Genomic DNA, 20,956 nt, shown 5'->3' with positions numbered 1-20,956 from the left:
GGCCTCCGTGGCCGAGCACCGGTCGATGCAGCGAGCCGCCCTGCTGGACGCGGCCCGGTCCTTGCTCTCCGAGGGCGGAACGGAGGCGCTGACGTTCCCGGCGCTCGCCGAGCGGACGGGGCTGGCGCGCTCGTCCGTGTACGAGTACTTCCGGTCCCGGGCGGCCGTCGTCGAGGAGCTGTGCCAGGTCGACTTCCCGGTGTGGGCGGCCGAGGTCGGCGCCGCGATGGAGGGGGCCGGGTCTGCCGAGGGCAGGGTCGAGGCCTATGTGCGGCGGCAACTGGAACTGGTCGGGGACCGGCGGCACCGGGCCGTCGTGGCCATCTCGGCGAGTGAGCTCGACGCGGGAGCCCGGGAGAAGATCCGGGCCGCGCACGGCGGGCTCGTGGCGATGATCGTCGATGCGCTGGGGGAGCTGGGGCACCCGGAGCCCCGGCTCGGCGCGCTGCTCGTCCAGGGCGTGGTGGACGCGGCCGTGCGGCGGATCGAACTCGGCGCGGCCGAGGACCCCACGGTGATCGCCGACGCGGCTGTGGCTCTGGTCCTGCGAGGCGCCCGCGGCTGAGAGCCCTCGGCCCGGTCGGCCCCCGAGCTACCCGGGCGACGGCACTCCCAGCACCGGCAGCAGTCTCGACGGCCCCCTGTGCAGCAGCCACGGAGGCAGCAGCGACAGCGGGTCCAGATAGGTGTCGCCCCTCAGCAGGCCCCAGTGCACGCAGGCGGTCGGGCAGTGCGACCCCGTCGGCTCCACCACTCCGACGACCTCTCCCGCCTCCACCTCGTCACCCTCCTGCACCGACGCGCCCACCGGTTCGTACGTCGTGCGCAGATCCGTGCCCGCCAGCTCCACGGAGACCACACCCCGTCCCGCCACGCGGCCGGCGAAGGAGACCCGGCCGGCCGCCACGGCTCGAACCGGTGTGCCCGCGGGGGCGGAGAGGTCGACGCCCCGGTGCCCGGGGGCGTAGACCGTCGCCGGGGGTTCCCAGCCCCGCAGGACCACGGGGTGGGTGCCGACCGGCCAGGCGCGGGCGACGGCGGGGACCCGCGGGCCCGGATCCGCCGGTGGAGGTGACGGGTCCGCCCATGCCCAGGGAGTCAGGACCGCCCAGGTCGAAGCCAGTAGTGCCGTCACCGTCAGACGCACGTATCGGTTCGCTCGCATGAGGGAAACCCTCCCGCGACCGCGCCGATCATGGCCGGGATCTGTGGACGACCGCCCGGTTGTGGACAGCGGCGTCACCCGGTGCCTCGCGGGTCCCGTACACTTCTTCTGGCGATCCGGGTCACCGGGTCGACTTCGCACGCCCCGACACCAGGCCGTGAAACAGCCGGTGTCAGCGCCTCTCGGTCCTCTGCGGCACGGCGCGTCGCGGGCGTCAGGCGCGGGTGCCCTCCGGTACCCGCGGTACAACCGAGAACACCAAGGAGAACGGCCATGGCCGTCGTCACGATGCGGGAGCTGCTGGAGAGCGGCGTCCACTTCGGTCACCAGACCCGTCGCTGGAACCCGAAGATGAAGCGCTTCATCTTCACCGAGCGCAACGGCATCTACATCATCGACCTGCTCCAGTCGCTGTCGTACATCGACCGCGCCTACGAGTTCGTCAAGGAGACCGTCGCCCACGGCGGCACGGTCATGTTCGTCGGCACGAAGAAGCAGGCGCAGGAGGCCATCGCCGAGCAGGCCACCCGCGTCGGCATGCCCTACGTGAACCAGCGCTGGCTGGGCGGCATGCTCACCAACTTCTCCACCGTCTACAAGCGTCTGCAGCGCCTCAAGGAGCTCGAGCAGATCGACTTCGAGGACGTCGCCGCGTCCGGTCTGACCAAGAAGGAGCTTCTCGTGCTCTCGCGCGAGAAGGCCAAGCTGGAGAAGACCCTCGGCGGTATCCGCGAGATGCAGAAGGTGCCCAGCGCCGTCTGGATCGTGGACACCAAGAAGGAGCACATCGCGGTCGGTGAGGCCCGGAAGCTCAACATCCCGGTCGTCGCGATCCTCGACACCAACTGCGACCCCGACGAGGTCGACTACAAGATCCCGGGCAACGACGACGCCATCCGCTCCGTCACCCTGCTCACCCGTGTGATCGCCGACGCCGTCGCCGAGGGCCTCATCGCCCGCAGCGGTGTCGCCACCGAGGGCAAGGAGAAGGCCGCGGGCGAGCCGCTCGCGGAGTGGGAGCGCGACCTGCTCGAGGGCGAGAAGAAGGCGGACTCCGAAGAGGCCGCCGAGAAGCCGGCCGAGGCCGCTGCCGAGGCTCCGGCCGCCGAGGCCGAGGCGCCCGCCGCCGAGGCGCCCGCCGCCGAGGCCCCCGCCGCCGAGGCGCCCGCCGCGGACGCCGAGCAGGCCTGATCAGTCAGCGTTGACGGCGGGGGCGGCGACATCCGGGTCGCCCCCGCCGTTCACCCGTAGGTCAGCGGAGAGTCGGCGGTCCCCGCTACATGAGGGCCGTGGACCCGTAGATCTTCGATCTTCCAGACTTCGAGAAAGATTCACAGACTCATGGCGAACTACACCGCCGCCGACGTCAAGAAGCTTCGTGAGCTCACCGGCGCCGGCATGATGGACTGCAAGAAGGCGCTGGACGAGGCCGAGGGCAACGTCGAGAAGGCCGTCGAGGCGCTGCGCATCAAGGGCCAGAAGGGCGTCGCCAAGCGCGAGGGCCGCTCCGCCGAGAACGGCGCCGTGGTCTCCATCATCGCCGACGACAACTCCTCCGGCGTCCTCGTCGAGCTGAAGTGCGAGACGGACTTCGTCGCCAAGGGCGAGAAGTTCCAGGCCGTCGCCAACGCGATCGCCGAGCACGTCGCCAAGACCTCCCCGGCCGACCTCGAGGCGCTGCTCGCCTCCGAGATCGAGGCCGGCAAGACGGTCCAGGCGTACGTGGACGAGGCCAACGCCAACCTCGGCGAGAAGATCGTCCTGGACCGCTTCGCGCAGTTCGCCGACGGCTACGTGGCCGCGTACATGCACCGCACGATGCCCGACCTGCCCCCGCAGATCGGTGTCCTCGTCGAGCTGGACAAGCCCAACGCCGAGGTCGCCCGCGGCATCGCCCAGCACATCGCCGCCTTCGCGCCGAAGTACCTCTCCCAGGAGGACGTGCCGGCCGAGGTCGTCGAGTCCGAGCGCCGCATCGCCGAGGAGACCACCCGCGCCGAGGGCAAGCCCGAGGCCGCGATCGCCAAGATCGTCGAGGGTCGTCTGAACGGCTTCTTCAAGGACGCCACGGTGCTCGGCCAGCCGTACGCGCTCGACGCGAAGAAGTCCGTCCAGAAGGTCCTGGACGAGGCCGGTGTCACCCTGAAGCGCTTCACGCGCATCAAGGTCGGCATCTGAGTCCTCACCGCGATCGGCGCGCGACCCCGATAGGGTCGTACGCAGTTGTCAGCGGGTGACGGACGACAGCAGATCTGACGAGGAGGCCATTGCCGAGCACGGGAACCCCACCCCAGCGGCAATGGCCTTCTTCGTATGTGCAACAGGTGAAAGAGGCGGGATCTCCATGACCACCAAGCCCCTCAAGAGCGACGACGGCAAAGTGTCCGGCCGGTTTCTGCTGAAGCTGTCCGGTGAGGCCTTCTCCGGTGGCGGGGGCCTGGGCGTGGACCCCGACGTGGTGCACAAGATCGCCCGCGAGATCGCGGCCGTCGTCCGGGACGGCGCCCAGATCGCGGTCGTCATCGGCGGCGGCAACTTCTTCCGCGGCGCGGAACTGCAGCAGCGCGGCATGGACCGGGCCCGCTCGGACTACATGGGCATGCTCGGCACCGTCATGAACTGCCTCGCCCTCCAGGACTTCCTGGAGAAGGAGGGCATCCAGTCCCGGGTGCAGACCGCCATCACCATGGGGCAGGTCGCCGAGCCGTACATCCCGCTGCGCGCCGTACGGCACCTGGAGAAGGGCCGCGTGGTCATCTTCGGCGCCGGTATGGGCATGCCCTACTTCTCCACCGACACCACCGCCGCCCAGCGCGCCCTGGAGATCGACGCCGAGGCGCTGCTGATGGGCAAGAACGGCGTGGACGGCGTCTACGACTCCGACCCCAAGCGCAACCCCGACGCCGTCAAGTTCGACTCCCTCGGCTACGGCGAGGTCATCACCCGCGACCTCAAGGTCGCCGACGCCACCGCGATCACGCTGTGCCGCGACAACAAGCTCCCGATCCTCGTCTTCGAGCTCCTGGCCGAGGGCAATATCGCCCGCGCCGTCAAGGGTGAGAAGATCGGCACGCTGGTGGGTGACCAGGACAGCCGGGACTGACAGGCAACACCGCGGACCCTGACCGGGGGATGGACAATGTCCCGCAGGTCGGGAACCGTGCAGGAAGAAGACGCGACGCAGCCGGCCGCCGCCCCCACAGGAACCGCAGCCGGGCCTTACTCAAGACACGCAGGAGCAAGTGGTGATCGAAGAGACCCTCCTCGAGGCCGAGGAGAAGATGGAGAAGGCCGTCGTGGTCGCCAAGGAGGACTTCGCCGCGATCCGCACCGGCCGGGCGCACCCGGCGATGTTCAACAAGATCGTGGCCGACTACTACGGCGCGCCGACGCCGATCAACCAGCTGGCTTCGTTCTCCGTGCCGGAGCCGCGCATGGCGGTCGTGACGCCGTTCGACAAGAGCGCCCTGCGCAACATCGAGCAGGCCATCCGCGACTCCGACCTCGGCGTCAACCCGAGCAACGACGGCAACATCATCCGGGTGGTGTTCCCCGAGCTGACCGAGGAGCGCCGCCGCGACTACATCAAGGTCGCCCGGGGCAAGGCCGAGGACTCCCGGGTCTCCATCCGCTCCGTGCGCCGCAAGGCCAAGGACGCCATCGACAAGCTGATCAAGGACGGCGAGGTCGGCGAGGACGAGGGCCGCCGTGCGGAGAAGGAACTCGACGACACCACGCACAAGTACGTCGCACAGGTGGACGAGCTCCTCAAGCACAAGGAAGCGGAGCTGCTCGAGGTCTGATGAACGACTCTTCCTGGGGAGCGCCGCCACACACCGGGTACTGGGGGCCGTCCGACCAGGGGCCTGTCCAGGGGGCTGCCCCGGCGGGTCCCGCGTACGATGCGCCAGAGGCGCAGCACACTCGCCCCATGCCCATCGTGCCCGACGGAACCGCTGTACACCGACACGGCGGCGACCAGGATGACGACCGGGGGGCTGCTCGGCTGAGCGGCCCCTTGTTCCGCGACGAGACGCCGCAGGCGCCGGCCCACGGGACGGTGCAGCAGAATCCGGAGCCCATGCCCGACGCCCCGCAGCCGGCGCCCCCGCCGCAGAAGAAGAGCGCGGGGCGCGACCTGGGCGCGGCCATAGGGGTCGGCGTCGGGCTTGGCGTGGTGATCATCGCCTCGCTCTTCGTCGTCAAGGCCGCCTTCGTCGGCGTGGTCGCGGTCGCCGTGGTCGTCGGTCTGTGGGAGCTGACCAGCCGGCTGCAGGAGCGCAAGGGCATCAAGGCGCCCCTGGTCCCACTGGCCATAGGCGGCGCGGCGATGGTGGTGGCCGGATATGTACGGGGCGCCGAGGGCGCGTGGGTGGCCATGGCGCTCACCGCACTCGCGGTCCTCGTGTGGCGCATGACGGAACCGCCCGAGGGCTACCTCAGGGACGTCACCGCGGGTGTCTTCGCCGCCTTCTACGTGCCGTTCCTCGCCACGTTCGTCGCGCTCATGCTTGCCGCCGACGACGGCCCCTGGCGGGTCCTGACCTTCCTGCTCCTGACGGTCGTCAGCGACACCGGCGCGTACGCGGTCGGCTGGCGCTTCGGCCGGCACAAGCTCGCGCCGCGCATCAGCCCCGGCAAGACGCGCGAGGGCCTGGTGGGCGCGGTGACCTTCGCGATGGTGGCGGGCGCGCTGTGCATGCAGTTCCTGATCGAGGACGGCGTCTGGTGGCAGGGCCTGCTCCTGGGCCTCGCGGTCGCGGCCAGCGCCACGCTGGGCGACCTGGGCGAGTCGATGATCAAACGCGACCTGGGCATCAAGGACATGGGCACCCTGCTGCCGGGCCATGGGGGCATCATGGACCGGCTGGACTCGCTGCTGCCGACCGCTCCGGTGGTGTGGCTGCTGATGGTGCTGTTCGTCGGGACCGGCTGACGGGTTTCGGGAGTCCCCTCCGCCGATGGCGTGGTCGTCGGTCGAGTGGGACGATCCGGGTGTAAGCCCTCAAAGGGGATTTCCCGAAGAGGAGGCGCCATGTCCGCCATCCATGAAGAGTTCGACGTGGACCGCCGTCCCGAGGATGTCTGGGCGTACCTCATCGACCCCTCCCACCTGCCGGAATGGCAGCTGAGCGCGGTCACCGCCGAACAGCTCGACGACAGCCCCTTCGGCCTCGGCTCCCGGGTCCGTGTCACCCGGCACCTGGGCCGACGCGAGGTGCCGATGACCATGGAGTGCACCGAGTACGACCCGCAGCACTCCTGGTCGGTGCACGGAATCGACGGCCCGGTCAGGGGCCGGTTCCACGGCGAGATCACTCCCATCGACGACGGCCGCCGTACCCATGTGACGATGGACCTCGACTTCGAGGGGCACGGCATCGGCAAGCTCCTGCTGCCCCTCGTCGTCCGGCCCCAGGCGCGCAAGGAGATGCCGCGCAACGAGCAAATGCTCAAGGAGCGGCTGGAGCACACGGCCGCCTAGCCGCGGCACTAGGAGCCGGCGAGGACGGCCCTGTTGTAGTCGGCGACGGCGCGGTCCAGGTCCTTCGCGGCCTTGCCGACCGCGCCGTCGTCGCGGTTCCGGCCTGTCTTGTCGAGGTTCTTGGCGAGGGTGTCGAGGGAGCCACCGGTCCGCGCGGGTCGCCGCGCGCCCCGCATCCACGTGATGCGAATCACTAAAGATCTGTATGCCGAACGCAACTACACCCCGCGTCGTTTCTGTCTGACAGGGAGCCAGGCCCTCCAGGGCCGGGGGAGCGAGAGAGCGGGGCAGGTCGTGGGACGGCGCAAGGGTGGCATAGCTATCGCACTCGTCACGGTCGCGACGCTGATGGGCGCGAGCGCCTGTGGCGGGGGCGGCGGTGCCAAAGCGAGCGGCAGCGACGCGAAGATCGTCGGCAAGGCGAGCGCCACCGCCTCGCCCACGCCGACCAAGCCCGCGGGCCCGCCGATGCTGCTGGACACGATCATGCCGCAGGCCGGAACCACGGTCGGCGTGGCCATGCCGATCTCGGTGATCTTCTCGAACCCGGTCGCGTCGAGCGCGCGCGCCACGGTCGAGAAGCACCTGAAGGTGAGCGCCTCCCAGCCGGTGGCCGGCGCCTGGCACTGGATGGGCGACCGGCGCGCCGACTGGCGGCCGAAGACGTTCTGGCCCTCCGGCACGAAGGTGAAGGTCGACGCCGACCTGACCGGCGTCAGCAACGGCAACGGACGGTACGGCGTCCACGGCTACACCCACACCTTCACGATCGGCGACGACGTGCGCGCGGACGTCTCCGTCACCGGCCACACCATGAAGGTGACCCGGAACGGCAAGCTGGAGCGCACCCTGTCGATCAACGCGGGCAGCCCCCAGTTCCCGACCTGGGACGGCACGATGGCCGTCATCGACAAGCAGCCGAAGGTCCACATGACCTCCTGCAGCGTCGGCATCAGCTGCGACAAGTCCAGCCCCAACTACTACGACCTGACGCTGCCCTGGGACATCCACCTGACCCAGTCCGGCACCTACGTCCACTACTCCACCGGCGACCCCTACCCGGGCAGCGGCAGCGCCCGCGGCTCGCACGGCTGCGTCCACCTGTCCATGGCGGACGCCAAGTGGTTCTACGGCCAGGTCAAGCAGGGCGACCCGATCACCATCACCGGCTCCCCCCGCGGCAAGGCACCGGCGGACAACGGCTACGCCGACTTCAACCTGGGCTGGAGCGAGTGGCTCGCGGGCAGCGCGGCCGGCGAACAGACGACCGCGACGCTGTGACGCATGGCTGAGCGCCGCTGAGGCTCCGGGTCACCCGTTTCGATCTGCGACACTGGTTGGGCCATGCCTAAGCCCGGAGAACTGGCAGTGATCCGGCAGCGACAAGCCCCCTACCAGCGCGTTTGGCGCGGATAGGGGGCCTGGTGTGGGCTACTGGGCCGTCTCTGGGCCGTCCGGCTCAGGTGGGCCGGGCAGTAGCACCCGGTCAACGGCTTTCCTCGTACGCTCCTGACTCGACGGCATCAGGTGGGCGTAGACCCGGAGCGTCAGTCCGGGGTCCGAGTGCCCGAGGTATTCGCTCACGGCCTTGATGCTCTCCCCGGCGTCGAGCAGCACCGACGCGTAGAAGTGCCTCAGCGCGTGCATGCCGTGTTCGCGAGCCGACGCGTACTTGCCGTCCTCCCCGGCTTCGGCGATCAAGCCAGCCGCAGCCAGCGCGGGCTTCCACTCCTGGATGTTGAAGTTGCTGCGCCAGACGAGCCCGCTTGCGGTGTTGGTGAAGAGGAGGCGAGCCGACACCTTCGGGCCGTCCGGCTTGCGCCACGGCAATGTGATCTCCACGGGCTTGCACGCGTCCATGTGGGCACGAAGCGCTTCGGCCACCGAGGGCGGCAACGGCACGTTCCGTTCCTTGTTGCCCTTGGGCGGGGCGAAGACGGCCTTCCCCCGAATGAGCTTGACCTGACGGACCACCCGCACGATGCCGCCCTCAAAGTCCAACGCGTCCTCAGCGAGACCGACGATCTCACCCTGTCGAAGTCCGCACCCTGCGCCCATGTCGACCATGGACCGGTAGCGATCGGGGAGCGCGGCACGGACAGCGCGAACCTGAGCGGGCAGCCAGGGCACAACGCGGCGCGCTTCAGTCGCCGGAGGGCGGACCGACCTCGCGGAGCACGGGTTTCGCGGCAACAGCCCGTCGTCAACGGCGGCACTGAGCACGGCCCGTACGTCGCCATAGATGTTCCGCGCGTAGCCGCCGCTCACGGCCGAGTCTTGCTCCAGCGCACTCACGAGCCCACGGATGTGCTCAGGCCGGAACGAGTCCAGTGGGCGTGAGCCGATCAGCCGGAACGCATGCAGGCGCAGCCGTTGTTCGATCACCACCAGACTCGCCGGGTCGATGCCGTGGGTCCTGAGCCACTTCTCCGCGTAGCTCTTGAAGGTGATCCGAGCGGCGCGAGGGTCGACGTACAGGCCGCGCGACATGTCCGACGCGGTGTCGATGAGCCACTGTTCAGCGAGGCGCTTCTGTCGGTCAGGGAAGCTCTTCGACTTCTCCGTACCGTCCGGACCGATGTAGCGGGCGCGGTAGCGCATGCCGGTGCCGTACCGATCGGTCTTGACCTTGACCGGCTTGCCGTCGGGACCGGTCTCGGTCTTGTACCAGCGGTCTTGGATGTGTCCGGCCATCAGGCAGCCTCCCCGATCTGGGAGTTCACCCAGGCGCGTACGTCCTCTGGGTCGAAGCGGAGATGCCGGCCCACGCGGAAGCCGCGGGGGCCGGTGCGCTTGCGGCGCCACTGGTAGACGGTCTCGACGCTGGGAAGCTCGAACATCTCGACCAGGTCCTCAGGCGTGAGGAAGCGGTTCGGCAGTGCCGCTGCCATGGTCACCACTCCCTCTCGTCGGCCAGCGTGCGCAGTTCCTCGCGGGCGGTTTCGCGGTTGAGTTGGAGATCACGAGCAATCGATGCGGCGAGGGCGGATTCGCCGGGGGAGTGGCCATGTCCGGCGTACTGCCAGTCGGCGAGGACGAGCACGGTGTCCGGCTCGATGTCGTCCAGGCCGAGGGCGGCACGTTCCTGCGCGGCCCGGAAGTCGGCCCGGACCTGGCGGAGAGCGCCGAGGGTGGTGGAGTAGCGGCGGGACTTCGAGGAGAAGTGGCCGCGGAAGCCGAGCATGTGTGCCCAGGCCCACAGCCGCTGGTCGGGATACAGGGGGTCGAGGTCGCGGCATGCGGTGATCAGGCGGCGGGCGTGGTCGGGGACCTGGTGGCGGTCGAGTTCGGAGAGTTCGCCGATGCGCCGGTCGAGGGTGCCGGTGTTCTCGGCGGCTTTGGTGGCGTACTTGGCGACGTAGGAGGCGACCGCCTGCTCGGTCAGCTCTGAGCCGTCGCCGAAGGCTTTGACGGGCCGTACGTCGAGCTGTCGTCCCCAGCGGAAGGTGCGGGCCGGTTGGTCCCCGGCGGCCGGGACGCTGACGCTGGTGTACGAGTGGGCGGCGGCGGCATGGATGGCGTCGGTGAGCAGGCCGACGGAGGCCCAGGCGGGCGGGGGCGAGTCGGGGCCGTCCGGTCCGTCGAGGCGGATCACGGCATGGAAGTGGACGGCGCCGCGTTTCTGGAACTCGGCGACCTTGCCGTAGGAGACGCGGCAGGCCTCTTTGAGTTCGCGCTGAGTGAGTCCGGCCCGGGCGGCGATCTCGCGGCGGAGCCGGTTGGCGAAGCGCACCCACAGCTCACCGGCATGGTTGTTGAACAGCACAGCGCTGGCGTAGTCGTAGGTCGCCGGATCGAGCGCCGTACCGAGGGCGGGGTCGTCCTCGCGGTGGCGGCGGCCGCAGCGGCAGGTGCCGTGGTCGGGCCGGTTGTGGACGGGGCCGAATGAGGGGGCGGTGAACGTGGCGAACACCCGCGGGTGATCGCGGACCGTGGCGGGGATGTCCTTGTCGGCGTCTCCGGCGAGCCCGGCGCGCATGAGGTGGTAGGTGTCTCCGGCGTAGGTCCAGGCGCAGGCGGGGCAGCGGGAGGCGCGGCGGTTGCCGCAGGCGACGCGGAGCCGTCCGCCCGGCTCGCCCTCGGTGGAGTATCGGTGCAGGGTCTCGCCGGTGGTTTTGTCCTTGTGCAGGGTCCAGCCGGTCAGGTGGATCGGGTCGGAGCAGCCGCCGGTACGGCGGATCTGGTCTTGCCAGCGGTCGAAGCCGTCGGACCCGGCCACCCTCAGCAGGTCGCCGAGGGTGATCGGGTCCAGGCCCGCGAGGGTCGCGGTGTCGGTCATGCGCGGCCCCCGGCGAGCTGGAGGGCGGGGGCGGGCACGGTGCCGGTGCCGGAGCAGACGCGGCAGTCGACGGTGATCGTGTTCAGGTGGCCGCGGGTGTCACGGCCGCCGGACGATATCGCGGCGGTGGCGAAGCCGTCGCAGTTCGGGCAGATCCGCGCGCTGGCGGGTGTGGCCTTGAGGGGGCCGGTCATGATGGAGGTTCCTTCCGGATCATTGGTTCGGAGTGGGACGGCGCCCGGAGCGGACGAAACTTGGCGGTAGAGGCCGCTCCGGGGGCCGGTTAGCGTCGGGTCTCGCTGGCGAGGATCGAGCGGACGACGACGGCGCATACGGCGACCGAGGCGCCGGTGATGGCGACCGCCAGCAGCAGCGAGACCAGGACGGCGCCGACGACGAGGACGACGGCGGTGCCGCCGCCGACGAGGGCGAGCATGGTGCCGGGCGTGAGCTGTACCACCGGCCGCGACGGAGCCGGTGCCGGGGCGGGGGCGGGGGCCGCGGGCGGTGGGGTCGGCTGGATGGGCGTGGCCGGGATGATCGTGGTGGGCTCCACGATGGCGGGCGGGAACGTCTGCCCGGTGGGGGTGGGCATGGTGGGGATCTTCGGTCGGAACACGGGTCAACTCCCTTCGGTGTGGGGTTACTTGATGAATGGGTTGATGGCGGGGGCGAACAGGCTGTCGGCGAGGAGGTAGCCGCCGGTCAGGAGGACGATCACGAGCCAGAGCGGGGGTCGGAGGGTCTTGATGCCGACCACGGCCAGGCAGGCGATGAAGAACCACAGGGGCACGGACATGGGTGGTCAGCTCCTTCGGTTCTCGTACTTGCTCTTGATCTCGCAGCGGTGGCTCTTGGCGGCCATGCAGGCGGGGCCGTAGTTGGCGTACTGGGCGGACCAGCCGCACTGGTCGGCGGTGCAGGTGGCGACGTAGCCCTTCTCGCCGTTCTTGGTCAGGGCGCGGCCGATCTCCACGGGGCCGTAGCGCTGGAGGCGTTCGAAGAGGAAGAAGCGGTGTCCCATCGGTCAAGGTCCTTTCGGGTCAGTGGAGTTGGGCGGTGATGGCGTCGGCCATGGTGGGCGGGACGCCGAGGCGGGCGCGCAGGGCGTCGGGGTCGATGTCGTGGCCGGTGCGGGCACGGTGTTCGTCGGCGACCTTGCGGGCGTGCGCGATCAGAGCGGGCGGCACCGGCACTACCGGAGCGGGGGCCGGGTCGGCGGCGGGCAGGGCCGGGGGTTCATCGGCGTCGATGGACTCCACGGCGGGAGCCGGTTCGGGCTCGGGTGCGGGGGCCGGGGCTGCGGGTGCCGGCGGAACCGGCACCCGGTCCCCGGCCGGAGCGGGTGAGGGTGCGGGCGTGTGGGCGAGGAGGGTGCCGCCGAGGAAGGCGAGGGCGGGCCATCCGGCGACGCCGAGGCGGAGGGGAGCGGGCGGGTTGGCCAGGTCGAGGAATCCGGCGGTGGCGACGTTGGCGCCGAGCGAGGCCACCAGGGCGACCAGGAACCAGCACCAGGCCAGCCGGGACGGGCCGTCGTTGCGCAGCCGTCGCCACGCGGCCACGAGCAGCAGGTCGACGCTGATGGGGTAGGCCCAGGCCTTCCAGCCGGTCTGTCCGGCCGCCGCGGCAAGGTCGTGCAGGTGGGCGAACGACAAGGCTCCGGCGATCACGGCCTGTATAAGGACGGCATCGGGGCGGATCGATCGGGACACGGTGGTCACCTCCTTCGTGCGGGTTGGGCCGGGGTGGGGCGGGGGAGCGGTGTCCGGCCGCCCCGTCCCGGCAGGTGTTCAGGTAGTGGGGGCTTCGCCGGAGCCCCAGCAGGTCAGGCACAGACCGGCTTGCCGGTCATCGGTGGCACGGCCCTTGCGGGCGCCGACCCGGACCACCTCGGTGATCTCTCCGTTGCCGTCGCAGTCCGGGCACTTGGCGGGCTGGGGCTTGGCCGGGGCCGTCTTGCGGCGGGTGCTGGGCTTGCGGGCGGCGGTCACGGCGTCCACCCCTCACCCGGGAACTCGGGGCCGTCGCCGGGCGGGAACAGGCCGGGCGGAGGCTCGGGGAGCGACAGGGCCAGGGCGTTGCCCACCACGTCGGCGAAGTCCAGGTCGGCACCGGGGGTTTCGGCGTAGAGGGCGAGTTGGCCGAGCATCGCCACGGTGACGACGAAGTCCTCGCAGTTCGGGCACATGACGGGTGATCTCCTTCTTCGGGCATGGCTCGGGTAGGGACCTGGCGCGAGGCGGTCACGCCGACCGTGGAACGGGGAGAGGTTCAGGCGGCTTGGGCCACCGGCGGCGCGGGCACCTTCGCGAGCGGCACCAGCGGCCTAAAGCGGGCCAGCTCGGGAAGATCCGGCGTCAGATGCGCGTACTTGGAGCAGGCGGTCACCGCCTCGCGCATCGAGGTGTAGGCGGAGCGGATCCGGGTCCACTCGCCGTTGGAGTAGCCGACCACGGCCATGCCGGGCTGGTCGTTGCGGATCTGCGTGGCGGCGAACACGGCGTGCGGGGAGATGTCCCCGAAGGCCATCTTGGCGCTGGACTCGTCGTTGACGCGGTGTGACATCCGGCCGGTGAGCTGAGCGCGCAGCATGGTGATGCCGTCGCCGAGTTCGGAGCCGAAGCGCTGGCCGTAGATGTCGAGGAAGATCCCGGCGGCGCGGCCGAGCTGAGCCAGCCGGACCAGGGCGACCACGGAGCGTTCCCGACGCTTCTTCTCCACCGCCGTGGTGAACAGCGCCAGCTCAGCGATCTCGTCAATGGTCAGCACCACGGGCACCGGCCGCAGGTGCTCGGGCAGGCCCCAGATGTCCGCGGTGATCTCCGCATCCGGGGTGTCGGCGCTGATGCGCTGTTCCCGCCTAATCACCTGATAGATGACCTCCATCCGGGTGACCAGGGCTTCCAGAAGGTCGGCGGCATCGTCGGGGTTGTCGGCCAGGGCCGAGAACCGGCGGGCCAGCGGCGCCAGTTCCACCCCGTTCTTGCAGTCGATGCCGACCAGCGCCACATGCTGGGAGGCGAGTTCGGTGATCACCCGGCGCTGGGTGACCGACTTGCCCGAGCCGACCGCGCCCAGGGTGATCGAGTGCGGTACCTGCTTGTAGTCGCGGTAGTGGACCGAGCCGTCCTCACGCAACGCCACCGGGATACGCAGCTCACCCCGCTCGACCCGGGCGGGCATCTGCACCCGCTTGAGGACGTCGTAGCCGGTCATGGCGATCTCAACGGTGCCGGGCTTGATCTCGCGTGAGGTGACCTGATGGACACCGAAGGCGTGCCGCAGCCGGTCGACCGCGGCCGAGTAGTCGAAGGCGTCCTGACCCGGCCGCATCCGCACCCGCAGCCGCAGCCCCGTCCGGGTCGGCCTGATCCACATCAGCCGCGGCACCCGCTGACGCGGAACGTCCCAGTTGAACCAGCGCGCCAGCGCCAGCCGGAACCGGGAAGCCGCCACGGTGAGGTCACAGGCATCCATCACGGACGCGTACCGGAGACGGACCTTGAGGATGGCGTAGACGACCCCGAAGGTCATCCAGTACCAGGCCGGACGGCGCCACCGCAGCAGCCACGCCGACCCCACCACGATCACGACGGCGGCGAGCAGTAACCACCGCATGATCAGGCCGCCTTCGGCTCGGCGGCACCGGCGACCAGCGACGTGACGGCGACCGCCCTGAAGGCGATCCCGTGCCGCTTCTGGCCGTTGAACTCGTTCTCCCACGGCCGCGCGATCAGACCGGTCAGGGCGACCGGCGTACCCATCTGCAGGTCACCGGAGATACCGGTCTCGGGCACCGTGAGGCTCAGGATCTCGACCTCGTCGTTGGCCGCGAACATCACGTCGACCGTCATCAGGGTGGCGCCGGTCTCGGCGTCGGTCGCGATCTCGCCGGTACGGCGGTCCTTGACCTTGGGCTGCGGGTTCTTGGCGACCATCACGGTCGCGGCGGAGGTGTCAACGGGAATCTGACGCATGATGGAGTCTCCCTGTTGGGACAAGCCCCGGGCTGCGTTGTGATCTTGGCGGATGGCACGCAGCCCGGGGCGGCTTGTTGTAGCGACACCATCGAAGCTACCCGCAGAAAAACTGCGAGTCAACAGAAAAACTGCGACTAGTAGGAGTTCTCCGAGTCTGCGAGACTGTGTGCGATGACAAGGAGGAAGAAATGGCCAACTTCGGGCTTTTTGTTCGCTTCACGCTGCGTGACGGTGCTGGCGAGGAGTTCGACGCGCTCATGCGTGAGACGACGGCAGGAATCCGGGCACACGAGCCCGGCACGCTGGTCTATGCCTGTCACGAGGTCGAGGGTGCGCCCAACGAGCGGGTCTTCTACGAGCTGTACGCCGATCACGACGCCTTCGAGGAGCACGAGCGTCAGCCGCACACGCGTCACTTCCTGGCCGAGCGCTCCAAGTACGTTGAGAAGACCGAGGTTGACCGCCTCCAGCCGTACACCGGCAAGTACCCCAACGGAGCGGAGAAGTGACGACTTCCGAGGCCAAGACCATCGGCCAGAGGGTCAAGGAGCTGCGCCGCGCCGCAGGCATGTCACAGAGTGACCTTGCCGTTGCCATGGGGCGCTCTGAGAGTTGGGTGTCACAGGTCGAGAGAGGCGTACAGCCGGTCGAGCGGCTGTCGGTCCTTCAAGCTCTCGCGAACGCGCTTAACGTGTCCGTGCACGAACTACGGCCAGACGCCGCACCGGCGGAGGAAGCCGAACCAGAAGAGCAGACGACGAACAACGATCTCGACGGTCTACGGGTGGCCCTCACCGGTCACCCGGCGCTGGGCAGCCTCTTCGACCAGCCTCCGGCCGAGCCGACTCCTTCACTTGCCGACTTCCGCCAGCAGGTTGACGAGGCGTGGGCCCTCGTGCACGCGTCGAGCTATGCCGCGCTGAGCGATCATCTCGCCAAGCTACTCCCGACCATCGAGGCGGCTGTACGCCACGCGCCAGCAGGCGAACGGGCCGAACTCCACTCCTTGCGCGCCAAGGCTTACCAGGTGGCCGCAGCGAGCTTCACCCGGCAGGACCAGGCGGACGCCGCATGGGTCGCGGCGGACCGGGCACTACAGGCAGCCGAGCTTGCAGGCCAGCCGCTGGAAGTCGTCGCGAGCTTGTTCCGCATGGCGCACGCCTTCATGCGTCAGCAGCACATGGACCAGGCCGAGCAGGCAGCGCAGTCGGCTGCGAGCGTCATGGGCCCGAGGACGGAAGCGCCGGCGTGCCCGCCAGAAGAGCTGTCGTTGTTCGGCGCCATGAACCTCGTGTTGGCAGTGATCAACGCGAGGGAGGGCAACCGAGGGCGGACCCACGAGCACATCGACCGGGCGCGGGGCGTCGCCGCGCGGTTGGGTGAGGACCGGAACGACTTCGACACGGAGTTCGGGCCGACGAACGTCGAGATCCACGCGGTGAGTACCGCCGTAGAGCTGGGAGATGCGGGGCTTGCCCTTGAGGTAGCTCAGCACGTTGACCCATCAGGGCTTTCGGCCGAACGGCAGTCACGTTTCCTGCTTGACGTGGCGCGAGCACACGCGCAGCGGCGACACGTCGGTGAGGCCACAGCCGCACTCTTGGAGGCCGAAGCCCTAGCACCCGAGCAGATCCAGGACCACCACTTGGCCCGCGAGGTCATCCGCGACTTGATCCAGCTCTCAGAGCCTCGCATCCCCGAATCGCTGCGCAACTTGGCCGAGCGAAGCGCCGTGATCTAGACGCGCCGAGCCCGGTGCGGTGGGAGTTTCCCTACATCATCAAGGCTCGCTGCGCTCGCTCGTACGGCGGCCGACGGGCTGATCTTCGGGCCGAAGACTCCTCCCAGGCGCATCAACAGCCACACCGGCCCACATGCCGCCGCCACCACGATCCGGCCTCAGGGATGGAAAAGATCAACAGCCGCTAGACCTCAACGCCCTCGTTCAGGGGCCACGTCGCACCCCTTTCCACCCGGTTGCCTACAGCAGTAGGTCGGATCACACCGAGGGCCGCGCCAAGCGCGGCGGCGCCGGTCGGTCGCCGCCGCGCCGCCTCCATGTCTTCGCCACCGGCCGCACGTCGCCGCCCGCCCGTCGCCGCCTGCAGCGGCCACATTCCAACACGGGCACGGGGACGAACGATGATCCCCAACAGTGCAGGTCAAAGACGCTTTGTGTTACCGAAAGAGGCCGGATCGTGGTGGCGGCGGCATGCGGACCGACGCGACCAGATGCTCGGGCGTTCGAACGGCCCGCTGATCCCGCACCGGGCCACCGGCCGGACGGCGGACGCGGCCATGCGAGGGGGAGAAACCCGCTGTGGCTGGGGCGGTCGGCTCCGCGACTTTAGCCAGCCACTTTGGCGCGAGCCTCGAAGATCATGGCCCCAACGTCGTGCTTTAACGGGCAGGTCCACAGACTGCCCGACGCGCCGGAAGCTTACGGGGCCATGATCACTCGCGCCAAAGCAGCTCCCGGCCAAAGTCGCTCCGCCAACCGCGCGAGCGCCTGCGCGCCTGTAGCTGGAGCCTCTGGCGAAGCTCGGTCGTGCTTATTAGGCAACCCTGCTGCATGATGGGTGCGGGGCCCCGCCCTCGATGAGAACGGGGCCGTAGTGAGTGGCTCGCTACTTGATCAGCTGATCTGGTTCCTAGGCCGATGTTCAGCCGATCAGGTAGCGGAGCCCGTCGAGGAGCATCGTGCAGATCACTCCACCGGCAACGGCGGCGAGGATCGCACCGGGCATAGTCGCAGCGTTCATGATCTGCAGCTTCCGTCTCGGGCGTGGCATGCTTCGCATCACCTCCTTTCGGCTCTCGTGGGGTCCCCTGGTGTGAACGGTCGTCGCATCATGCGGGCCGTCGGGCAAAACCGCCCAGGGGTGGGAAGACAGGACTCGGCTGGGAGAAGACGGGCTGTGCGCCAGGGAGTCCCGAGGTCGGCGTGTCGCCTGCGCTGTCGGCTCCACCATCGTCACGATCGGTCTTGTTCACGTTCAGGTGGTACGGGGGCCGGAAGGCATACAGGGTTCGCGTGCCCAGGCCCGTAGCCGTCTCGCCCGTGGTGAACACCTCCTGATCCACCTCGTCCAGGAGTTGAGCTTCGACTAGCTGATCAATGCCCCGTCGCAGGCTGGCCTGCGAGACTCCGTACCACTTTTGGTACGTCTCCGGAACGATCGGGAACTTCGCCTTGCGCAGGCTCATCCCGATCAGCATGACGACCTTCCCAGGCATCCTGAGCTTCTTGTGCAGCCCCTCGTCCCAGTACTGGTAGGGCAACTGGAAGTAGACGTCCTTCCGAGAGGTCTCCGAGCCGGTCGGCCGGGTGTAGGCCTTCCCGGAGCCGTCTTCCAGCAGCTTGGTCACCTTGAGCAACCGCCCCTCGAACGACCGCTCGATCAGCTGAAGATCCTCAAGCTTGCGCCACAGGCGAGATATGGGAGCACTGGCCGACCCATCGGTCGCGAAGCTCACGCCACTGGCACGCCCCCACGTCTCGGCACGCTCGGTGACGCTGAAATCACCGCCGGATGTCACCGCGTACATCAACAGCAGGAGATCCAAAGCTCGCTCGTGTCGCATCAGGCTGGCCAGCGGACCCGGTTTCTGCTGCAGGACGGGCCCATCCTCGGTGTCCTGCACGAACGCGCGGCGAATGGGCACAGTGCGGTTGGTGCGCTGTGAGCGGTTGAGGAGCCATTTGATCGTCTCCTCCTGGGTGAGCGGCACCTCGCTCGCGGAGCCGGGCCGGAATGCTGAACGTCGTGTCATGCGGACCAGTTTGCGGTACTCGGCCTTGTCGGGGCACTCGCCTGCCGCCGCATCGAGGACCCCCATCCTGCGGCCGGAGCGGGGGCCTATGACACCCTATGACGTCAATGACACCCACTATTAGCTCTTCTGGTCGGCGATCAACAAGGAAGTCCATCGTCGGTGGCCGTCCCGCGATTTTGATCATTGCCGTCTGAGATGGTGATCTTTGCGTAGAAAAGCGTCCTCTGTTGCTTGTTTCAGGCCGAGGTATTTGCCTCTCGGGAGGACTGGCGAGCAGGGAGCCTGAAGAGGAGGCGTGCTCCCGGCGTGCCCGTGATGAGGCCATCACTCCCGGGAACAGAGGGGAACGCCAGCGCAGGCTCCGAAAGCACAAGCTCACCGCTGCACCAGGTGAGCCCACGCCGGTACGTGATCTTCCAAGCTGGAGGCCTGCAGTCTCGCTGCCTGTGGCAATGACGAGTGCCCGCCCGCTCAGACGGGCTAGCTTGCGTCTGTGACCTCAACATCGAATCCGCTCTGGCAGCGCTACGAACTGTCCGTCCGCGAGATGCTGAAGGCGTTGGACCCTGATGCCACGGTCCTCCATGACGAGGACGTGCCTGGCCGCTTGAGTGGGGCGCAGCGGCAGATCGATGTTCTGGCGACCGGCAAGATCGTGGGGCTGGAGATCACGGTGGCCGTCGAATGCAAGCGCCACCGAAGGCCGTCCAGTATCGAAGTCGTGGACCAGTTCATCGGCAAGATCCTGGACATCGGGGCCGACCGAGGCATCCTCTATTCGTACTCGGGGTTCTCGAACAACGCGGTGTCGCGGGCTGTCGGTTCATCTAATCCGAGCATCATGGTCATTGCGCTTGAGACGCCGGAGATCATCAAGCAGGCAGGCGAGGCTCCGGGCTACCCGTCTGATCTCTTGATCCAGGACGAAGCGCCCCAGTGGGTGGAAGAGATGGACGAGGATGCGTTCAGGCGCTTCCTCGCAGATGGGGCGTGGTCCAAGTTCTGGTCATAGGGGATGCCGCATGATCGTTTCTGGGCCGCCTCCGGGCCGTCCGAGGCCGCTCAGCGACGACGCATGGCGACCACCAACGACAGGTGTCCCGGCTCGCAGCCCCAGGTCACCCGATTGGATCTGCGACACTGGTACGGCCATGCCTAAGCCCGGAGAACTCACTTTCGTCGCCCCGCGCGGAGCCAAGAAGCCGCCGCGGCATCTCGCCGATCTCACGCCCGCCGAGCGCAAGGACGCCGTGGCCGACATCGGGGAGAAGCCGTTTCGGGCCAAGCAGCTCTCGCAGCACTACTTCGCGCGGTACGCGCACGATCCGGCGGACTGGACCGACATCCCGGCCGCGGCGCGTCCCAAGCTGCGGGAGGCGCTGCTTCCCGAGCTGATGACCGTCGTACGGCATCTGTCGACCGACCAGGGGACGACCCGCAAGACGCTGTGGCGGCTGTTCGACGGGACGCTCGTCGAGTCGGTGCTGATGCGGTATCCGGACCGGGTGACCATGTGCATCAGCTCGCAGGCGGGCTGTGGCATGAACTGCCCGTTCTGTGCCACCGGGCAGGCGGGCCTGGACCGGAACCTGTCCACCGCCGAGATCGTGCACCAGATCGTGGACGGGATGCGGGCGCTGCGGGACGGGGAGGTTCCGGGAGGTCCCGCGAGGCTCTCCAACATCGTCTTCATGGGGATGGGGGAGCCGCTCGCCAACTACAAGCGGGTGGTCGGAGCCATCCGGGCGCTCACCGACCCCGCCCCCGACGGGCTCGGGCTCTCGCAGCGCGGGATCACCGTCTCGACGGTCGGGCTGGTGCCGGCCATCCACCGGTTCGCCGACGAGGGCTTCAAGTGCCGGCTCGCGATCTCGCTGCACGCCCCCGATGACGAACTGCGCGACACCCTCGTCCCCGTGAACACGCGGTGGAAGGTGCGCGAGGTGCTGGACGCCGGGTTCGAGTACGTCGAGAAGAGCGGGCGGCGGCTGAGCATCGAGTACGCGCTCATCCGGGACATCAACGACCAGGCCTGGCGCGGGGACCGCCTCGGGCGGCTGCTGCGCGGCAAGCCCGTGCACGTCAACCTCATCCCGCTGAATCCGACACCGGGGTCCAAGTGGACCGCCTCGCGGCCCGAGGACGAGAAGGCCTTCGTGGAGGCCGTCGCGGCACACGGCGTGCCGGTCACCGTCCGGGACACCCGAGGTCAGGAGATCGACGGGGCCTGTGGACAGCTGGCCGCCACCGAGCGGTAACCTGTGCCCGTA

The 20,956-nt window shown here is 69.0% G+C and carries 27 protein-coding genes; 12 read left to right on the top strand and 15 right to left on the bottom strand.

Annotation, left to right across the window (positions count from 1 at the left end; all coding sequences use genetic code 11):
* Positions 1-7: 7 nt before the first annotated feature.
* Positions 8-565, top strand: coding sequence for a TetR/AcrR family transcriptional regulator (locus ACIRVK_RS13520; RefSeq protein ID WP_404246657.1), 558 nt, complete (start codon positions 8-10; stop codon positions 563-565).
* A 27-nt stretch (positions 566-592) separates the two neighbouring features.
* Here ACIRVK_RS13520 and ACIRVK_RS13515 read toward each other — a convergent pair whose 3' ends face one another.
* A complete protein-coding gene (locus ACIRVK_RS13515; RefSeq protein ID WP_404246399.1) occupies positions 593-1,165 on the bottom strand; it encodes a peptidoglycan DD-metalloendopeptidase family protein in 573 nt (190 codons plus the stop codon).
* A gap of 273 nt (positions 1,166-1,438) precedes the next feature.
* On the opposite strand from ACIRVK_RS13515, the gene rpsB reads away from it, so the two are divergent.
* The 6 genes from rpsB to ACIRVK_RS13485 all read left to right on the top strand — a co-directional run bounded on the left by rpsB (position 1,439) and on the right by ACIRVK_RS13485 (position 6,650).
* Positions 1,439-2,356, top strand: a complete 918-nt coding sequence (rpsB, locus tag ACIRVK_RS13510) for a 30S ribosomal protein S2 (RefSeq protein WP_404246397.1) — start codon at positions 1,439-1,441, stop codon at positions 2,354-2,356.
* A 150-nt stretch (positions 2,357-2,506) separates the two neighbouring features.
* A complete protein-coding gene (tsf, locus tag ACIRVK_RS13505; RefSeq protein ID WP_404246395.1) occupies positions 2,507-3,343 on the top strand; it encodes a translation elongation factor Ts in 837 nt (278 codons plus the stop codon).
* A gap of 166 nt (positions 3,344-3,509) precedes the next feature.
* On the top strand, positions 3,510-4,268 hold the full coding sequence (gene pyrH, locus ACIRVK_RS13500) for a UMP kinase (protein WP_404246393.1): 759 nt from the start codon (positions 3,510-3,512) through the stop codon (positions 4,266-4,268).
* A gap of 142 nt (positions 4,269-4,410) precedes the next feature.
* A complete protein-coding gene (gene frr, locus ACIRVK_RS13495; RefSeq protein ID WP_404246391.1) occupies positions 4,411-4,968 on the top strand; it encodes a ribosome recycling factor in 558 nt (185 codons plus the stop codon).
* On the top strand, positions 4,968-6,101 hold the full coding sequence (locus ACIRVK_RS13490; protein WP_404246388.1) for a phosphatidate cytidylyltransferase: 1,134 nt from the start codon (positions 4,968-4,970) through the stop codon (positions 6,099-6,101). The genes frr and ACIRVK_RS13490 overlap by 1 nt, the downstream gene beginning before the upstream one ends.
* A gap of 99 nt (positions 6,102-6,200) precedes the next feature.
* Positions 6,201-6,650, top strand: a complete 450-nt coding sequence (locus ACIRVK_RS13485) for an SRPBCC family protein (RefSeq protein ID WP_404246385.1) — start codon at positions 6,201-6,203, stop codon at positions 6,648-6,650.
* Positions 6,651-6,658: 8 nt separating this feature from the next.
* Here ACIRVK_RS13485 and ACIRVK_RS13480 read toward each other — a convergent pair whose 3' ends face one another.
* Complete coding sequence (locus ACIRVK_RS13480; protein ID WP_404246383.1) at positions 6,659-6,844, bottom strand: hypothetical protein; 186 nt, start codon at positions 6,842-6,844, stop codon at positions 6,659-6,661.
* Between the two features lie 100 nt (positions 6,845-6,944).
* Here ACIRVK_RS13480 and ACIRVK_RS13475 point away from each other — a divergent pair, with 100 nt between their 5' ends.
* Positions 6,945-7,931 (top strand): Ig-like domain-containing protein, encoded by a 987-nt coding sequence (locus ACIRVK_RS13475; protein WP_404246381.1) that lies wholly within the window; start codon positions 6,945-6,947, stop codon positions 7,929-7,931.
* A 150-nt stretch (positions 7,932-8,081) separates the two neighbouring features.
* Here ACIRVK_RS13475 and ACIRVK_RS13470 read toward each other — a convergent pair whose 3' ends face one another.
* From ACIRVK_RS13470 to ACIRVK_RS13415, 12 genes are all read right to left on the bottom strand, one after another.
* Positions 8,082-9,344 (bottom strand): tyrosine-type recombinase/integrase, encoded by a 1,263-nt coding sequence (locus ACIRVK_RS13470; protein ID WP_404246379.1) that lies wholly within the window; start codon positions 9,342-9,344, stop codon positions 8,082-8,084.
* Complete coding sequence (locus ACIRVK_RS13465; RefSeq protein ID WP_404246377.1) at positions 9,344-9,541, bottom strand: helix-turn-helix transcriptional regulator; 198 nt, start codon at positions 9,539-9,541, stop codon at positions 9,344-9,346. The genes ACIRVK_RS13470 and ACIRVK_RS13465 overlap by 1 nt, the downstream gene beginning before the upstream one ends.
* A 2-nt stretch (positions 9,542-9,543) precedes the next feature.
* Complete coding sequence (gene repSA / locus ACIRVK_RS13460; RefSeq protein ID WP_404246375.1) at positions 9,544-10,929, bottom strand: replication initiator protein RepSA; 1,386 nt, start codon at positions 10,927-10,929, stop codon at positions 9,544-9,546.
* Positions 10,926-11,123, bottom strand: coding sequence for a hypothetical protein (locus ACIRVK_RS13455; protein WP_404246373.1), 198 nt, complete (start codon positions 11,121-11,123; stop codon positions 10,926-10,928). The genes repSA and ACIRVK_RS13455 overlap by 4 nt, the downstream gene beginning before the upstream one ends.
* An 89-nt stretch (positions 11,124-11,212) precedes the next feature.
* Positions 11,213-11,548, bottom strand: a complete 336-nt coding sequence (locus ACIRVK_RS13450) for a SpdD-like protein (protein WP_404246371.1) — start codon at positions 11,546-11,548, stop codon at positions 11,213-11,215.
* A gap of 24 nt (positions 11,549-11,572) precedes the next feature.
* Positions 11,573-11,728 carry a hypothetical protein gene (locus ACIRVK_RS13445; RefSeq protein WP_404246369.1) on the bottom strand — a complete coding sequence of 52 codons (156 nt, stop codon included), beginning with the start codon at positions 11,726-11,728 and terminating at the stop codon, positions 11,573-11,575.
* Between the two features lie 6 nt (positions 11,729-11,734).
* Positions 11,735-11,953, bottom strand: a complete 219-nt coding sequence (locus ACIRVK_RS13440) for a mobile element transfer protein (protein ID WP_404246366.1) — start codon at positions 11,951-11,953, stop codon at positions 11,735-11,737.
* A 19-nt stretch (positions 11,954-11,972) separates the two neighbouring features.
* Entirely contained in the window at positions 11,973-12,641 is a 669-nt protein-coding gene (locus ACIRVK_RS13435; protein ID WP_404246364.1) for a DUF2637 domain-containing protein, read from the bottom strand.
* A gap of 78 nt (positions 12,642-12,719) precedes the next feature.
* Positions 12,720-12,920, bottom strand: a complete 201-nt coding sequence (locus tag ACIRVK_RS13430) for a hypothetical protein (protein ID WP_404246361.1) — start codon at positions 12,918-12,920, stop codon at positions 12,720-12,722.
* Complete coding sequence (locus tag ACIRVK_RS13425) at positions 12,917-13,117, bottom strand: hypothetical protein (RefSeq protein ID WP_404246359.1); 201 nt, start codon at positions 13,115-13,117, stop codon at positions 12,917-12,919. The genes ACIRVK_RS13430 and ACIRVK_RS13425 overlap by 4 nt, the downstream gene beginning before the upstream one ends.
* 83 nt (positions 13,118-13,200) lie before the next feature.
* The gene (locus ACIRVK_RS13420; protein WP_404246357.1) at positions 13,201-14,547 is read right to left on the bottom strand and encodes an FtsK/SpoIIIE domain-containing protein; all 1,347 of its coding nucleotides are present in this window, start codon (positions 14,545-14,547) and stop codon (positions 13,201-13,203) included.
* Between the two features lie 2 nt (positions 14,548-14,549).
* Entirely contained in the window at positions 14,550-14,906 is a 357-nt protein-coding gene (locus ACIRVK_RS13415) for a hypothetical protein (RefSeq protein WP_404246355.1), read from the bottom strand.
* Between the two features lie 191 nt (positions 14,907-15,097).
* On the opposite strand from ACIRVK_RS13415, the gene ACIRVK_RS13410 reads away from it, so the two are divergent.
* Positions 15,098-15,418 (top strand): putative quinol monooxygenase, encoded by a 321-nt coding sequence (locus ACIRVK_RS13410; protein WP_404246353.1) that lies wholly within the window; start codon positions 15,098-15,100, stop codon positions 15,416-15,418.
* Entirely contained in the window at positions 15,415-16,650 is a 1,236-nt protein-coding gene (locus ACIRVK_RS13405; protein ID WP_404246351.1) for a helix-turn-helix domain-containing protein, read from the top strand. The genes ACIRVK_RS13410 and ACIRVK_RS13405 overlap by 4 nt, the downstream gene beginning before the upstream one ends.
* 1,109 nt (positions 16,651-17,759) lie before the next feature.
* Here ACIRVK_RS13405 and ACIRVK_RS13400 read toward each other — a convergent pair.
* Positions 17,760-18,749, bottom strand: a complete 990-nt coding sequence (locus ACIRVK_RS13400) for a hypothetical protein (RefSeq protein ID WP_404246349.1) — start codon at positions 18,747-18,749, stop codon at positions 17,760-17,762.
* Between the two features lie 430 nt (positions 18,750-19,179).
* Between ACIRVK_RS13400 and ACIRVK_RS13395 the strand changes: the two genes are divergently transcribed.
* The gene (locus ACIRVK_RS13395) at positions 19,180-19,698 is read left to right on the top strand and encodes a restriction endonuclease (protein WP_404246347.1); all 519 of its coding nucleotides are present in this window, start codon (positions 19,180-19,182) and stop codon (positions 19,696-19,698) included.
* 139 nt (positions 19,699-19,837) lie between these two features.
* A complete protein-coding gene (gene rlmN / locus ACIRVK_RS13390) occupies positions 19,838-20,944 on the top strand; it encodes a 23S rRNA (adenine(2503)-C(2))-methyltransferase RlmN (RefSeq protein ID WP_404246345.1) in 1,107 nt (368 codons plus the stop codon).
* Positions 20,945-20,956: the final 12 nt, after the last annotated feature.

The sequence above is a fragment of the Streptomyces sp. NPDC101152 genome, assembly GCF_044768275.1.
Taxonomy (GTDB): domain Bacteria; phylum Actinomycetota; class Actinomycetes; order Streptomycetales; family Streptomycetaceae; genus Streptomyces.
This window is presented reverse-complemented; position numbering and strand designations above follow the sequence as displayed.

Excerpts from the sequence above, each read along its gene's own strand:
- ACIRVK_RS13485 (WP_404246385.1), top strand. The coding sequence starts at position 6,201 with ATGTCCGCCATCCATGAAGAGTTCGACGTGGACCGCCGTCCCGAGGAT.
- ACIRVK_RS13455 (WP_404246373.1), bottom strand. The coding sequence starts at position 11,123 with ATGACCGGCCCCCTCAAGGCCACACCCGCCAGCGCGCGGATCTGCCCG.
- ACIRVK_RS13470 (WP_404246379.1), bottom strand. The coding sequence starts at position 9,344 with ATGGCCGGACACATCCAAGACCGCTGGTACAAGACCGAGACCGGTCCC.
- repSA (WP_404246375.1), bottom strand. The coding sequence starts at position 10,929 with ATGACCGACACCGCGACCCTCGCGGGCCTGGACCCGATCACCCTCGGC.
- ACIRVK_RS13425 (WP_404246359.1), bottom strand. The coding sequence starts at position 13,117 with ATGTGCCCGAACTGCGAGGACTTCGTCGTCACCGTGGCGATGCTCGGC.
- ACIRVK_RS13515 (WP_404246399.1), bottom strand. The coding sequence starts at position 1,165 with ATGCGAGCGAACCGATACGTGCGTCTGACGGTGACGGCACTACTGGCT.
- ACIRVK_RS13440 (WP_404246366.1), bottom strand. The coding sequence starts at position 11,953 with ATGGGACACCGCTTCTTCCTCTTCGAACGCCTCCAGCGCTACGGCCCC.
- ACIRVK_RS13410 (WP_404246353.1), top strand. The coding sequence starts at position 15,098 with ATGGCCAACTTCGGGCTTTTTGTTCGCTTCACGCTGCGTGACGGTGCT.
- ACIRVK_RS13400 (WP_404246349.1), bottom strand. The coding sequence starts at position 18,749 with ATGGGGGTCCTCGATGCGGCGGCAGGCGAGTGCCCCGACAAGGCCGAG.
- pyrH (WP_404246393.1), top strand. The coding sequence starts at position 3,510 with ATGACCACCAAGCCCCTCAAGAGCGACGACGGCAAAGTGTCCGGCCGG.
- ACIRVK_RS13490 (WP_404246388.1), top strand. The coding sequence starts at position 4,968 with ATGAACGACTCTTCCTGGGGAGCGCCGCCACACACCGGGTACTGGGGG.
- ACIRVK_RS13415 (WP_404246355.1), bottom strand. The coding sequence starts at position 14,906 with ATGCGTCAGATTCCCGTTGACACCTCCGCCGCGACCGTGATGGTCGCC.
- tsf (WP_404246395.1), top strand. The coding sequence starts at position 2,507 with ATGGCGAACTACACCGCCGCCGACGTCAAGAAGCTTCGTGAGCTCACC.
- ACIRVK_RS13445 (WP_404246369.1), bottom strand. The coding sequence starts at position 11,728 with ATGTCCGTGCCCCTGTGGTTCTTCATCGCCTGCCTGGCCGTGGTCGGC.
- rpsB (WP_404246397.1), top strand. The coding sequence starts at position 1,439 with ATGGCCGTCGTCACGATGCGGGAGCTGCTGGAGAGCGGCGTCCACTTC.
- rlmN (WP_404246345.1), top strand. The coding sequence starts at position 19,838 with ATGCCTAAGCCCGGAGAACTCACTTTCGTCGCCCCGCGCGGAGCCAAG.
- ACIRVK_RS13420 (WP_404246357.1), bottom strand. The coding sequence starts at position 14,547 with ATGCGGTGGTTACTGCTCGCCGCCGTCGTGATCGTGGTGGGGTCGGCG.
- ACIRVK_RS13465 (WP_404246377.1), bottom strand. The coding sequence starts at position 9,541 with ATGGCAGCGGCACTGCCGAACCGCTTCCTCACGCCTGAGGACCTGGTC.